Source organism: Pseudonocardia pini, assembly GCF_013870575.1.
GTDB lineage: Bacteria > Actinomycetota > Actinomycetes > Mycobacteriales > Pseudonocardiaceae > Pseudonocardia > Pseudonocardia pini.
The window spans coordinates 1-2,332 of the sequence record NZ_JACBXB010000828.1; the positions used below are offsets into that span (position 1 = coordinate 1).

Below are 2,332 nucleotides of genomic sequence, written 5' to 3' on the forward strand. Positions count from 1 at the left end.
CGCCGCCAGGACCGGGTCCGCGCAGGTCACGTGGCCCAACAGCACGTCCCCGTGACCGGAGATCGCCTTGGTGTCGCTGGAGACCACGAAGTCCGCGCCGAGGGGCAGCGGCTTCTGGCCGAGCGGGGTCGCCGTCGTGTTGTCGACCGCGACCAGGGCGCCTGCTGCGTGGGCCGCCTCCGCCAGGGCGCGGATGTCGCAGACCTCCAGCCCGGGGTTGGACGGGGTCTCGAGGAGGACCAGCGTGGCGCCCGCGAACGACGGGGGCGAGCCCGCCGTGGCGAACTCCCGCACCTCGACGCCCATCGGCGCCAGCTCCTCGGAGGCGACCAGCCGCGAGATGTAGTAGCCGTCGGACGGCAGGACCACGGCGGTGCCGGGGCGCGCGCGCAGCCGCATCACCGTGGACAGCGCCGCCATCCCCGAGGCGAACGCGACGCACTCGCCGCCCTCCAGCTCGCCGATCGCGGCCTCGTAGGCCGACCAGGTCGGGTTGCCCGCGCGGCCGTAGAAGTACTCCGGCAGCTCCTCCGGGGCCAGGTGGAAGGTCGAGGACAGCACGGGCCCGGGGTGCACCGGATCGCCGGGCGCCCCCGCGGCCTGCCCGACACAGCGGGTCCCGTCGCCGGTCATTCGCTCTTCGGGGCCCGGGAGATGAGCTCCTTGGCCATCTCCCGCGCCGAGTAGCCCTCGTGGCACACCCGCCGGACGGCGTCGGCGATCGGCAGCTCCACCCCGTGCCGCTCCCCCAGCTCGCAGATCGACACGCAGGACTTCACGCCCTCCGCGACCTGCCCGTGGTTCGCCGCCTCCGCCTGGGACAGGGTCTCCCCGCGGCCCAGGTGCTCGCCGAACGTGCGGTTGCGAGACAGCGGCGACGAGCACGTGGCCACCAGGTCCCCCAGGCCCGCCAGCCCGGCGAAGGTCAACGGGTCGGCGCCGAGCACCGCACCCAGCCGGGACGTCTCGGCCAGCCCGCGGGTGATCAACGAGGCCCGCGAGTTGTCCCCGAGCCCCATCCCCGCCGCGATCCCCACGGCCAGCGCGATCACGTTCTTGCCCGCGCCGCCCAGCTCGCACCCGACGACGTCGGCGTTGGTGTAGGAGCGGAAGTAGTCGTTCGAGGTGGCGGACTGCAGCGCCACGGCCCGCGCGTGGTCCGAGCACGCGATCACCGTGGCCGTGGGCTCCCCCGCCGCGATCTCGCGCGCCAGGTTCGGCCCGGACACCACGGCGATCCGGTCCGCGGTCACCCCCGCGACCTCGGCGATCACCTCGCTCATCCGCTTCAACGTGCCCAGCTCGACGCCCTTGGCCAGGCTGACCAGCGTGCTCCCCGGCGGGAGCAGGGCCCGCCAGTCGGCGAGGTTCGCCCGCAGCGTCTGCGAGGGCACGGCGAGCACGACGGCGTCGGCCCCCTCGAGCGCCGCCGCGGCGTTCGTCGTGGCGGAGACCTTCTCCGGGAGGGAGATCCCGGGCAGGTAGTCCGGGTTCTCGCGGCGCTCCCGGATCGCCTCGGCGACCTCGGGGCGGCGGGCCCAGAGCACGACCTCCCGGCCCGCGTCCGCCACCACCTTGGCGAACGCCGTCCCCCAGGACCCGGCGCCCAGGACGGCCACCCTCGACAGGGCCGTCACGCCGGGGTCTCCGGAGCGTCGGGCGCGGCGGGGGTCTCGGTGCCGCCGCGGCGGTAGAAGGCGGCGGGTGCCTGCTCCTGCCTGACCTCGGCGAGCAGCTCCCGGCAGCGGACCATCATCAGGTCGGTCACCTCGCGCAGCAGGGCCGCGTCGATGGGCTTGCCGCGGTACTCGGAGAGGTCGATCGGCGGGCCGCCCTTCGCCGTCATCGTGGTGCGCGGGAGGGGCCGGAAGCGCTTGCGGTAGTGGTCGTAGACCTCGCGGGTGCCCCAGTGGACCATCGGGATCACCGGGACGTCCGAGGACAGCGCGAGCCGTGCCGCGCCCGTCCGCGAGTGCATGGGCCAGCCGTCCGGGTCGCGCGTGATCGTGCCCTCCGGGTAGATCACCACGACCTTGTCCGCCTCCAGGGCCTCGACGCCGGCGCGCAGGCTCCGCTGCGCATCGGCCGAGTCCCGGTAGACGGGGATCTGGCCGCTGCCCAGCAGCACCCTCCCGAAGAACGGGACCTTCCACAGACTCGCCTTGGCCAGGAACCGGGGCACCCGCTTCGCCGAGTACACCCAGAGCGCGGTGAGCACCGGGTCCAGGTAGGAGATGTGGTTGGCCACGACCAGCGCCCCGCCCGAGGCGGGCAGGTGCTCCCGCCCCTCGAAGCGGGGCTTGCCGACCAGGTACGACAGCGGATAGAAGGT

The 2,332-nt window shown here is 74.3% G+C and carries 3 protein-coding genes; all 3 read right to left on the reverse strand.

The features are described 5' to 3' along the window. Positions 1 to 633, reverse strand: a 633-nt coding sequence (locus tag H5J29_RS29560; protein WP_181784256.1) for a PLP-dependent transferase, incomplete at its 3' end; no start/stop codon positions are given. Continuing rightward, positions 630 to 1,628, reverse strand: a complete 999-nt coding sequence (locus H5J29_RS29565) for an NAD(P)H-dependent glycerol-3-phosphate dehydrogenase (RefSeq protein ID WP_220188089.1) — start codon at positions 1,626 to 1,628, stop codon at positions 630 to 632. The genes H5J29_RS29565 and H5J29_RS29560, both read right to left, overlap by 4 nt. Positions 1,629 to 1,633: 5 nt before the next feature. After that, on the reverse strand, positions 1,634 to 2,332 hold a 699-nt coding region (locus H5J29_RS29570), incomplete at its 5' end, for a lysophospholipid acyltransferase family protein (protein ID WP_181784258.1).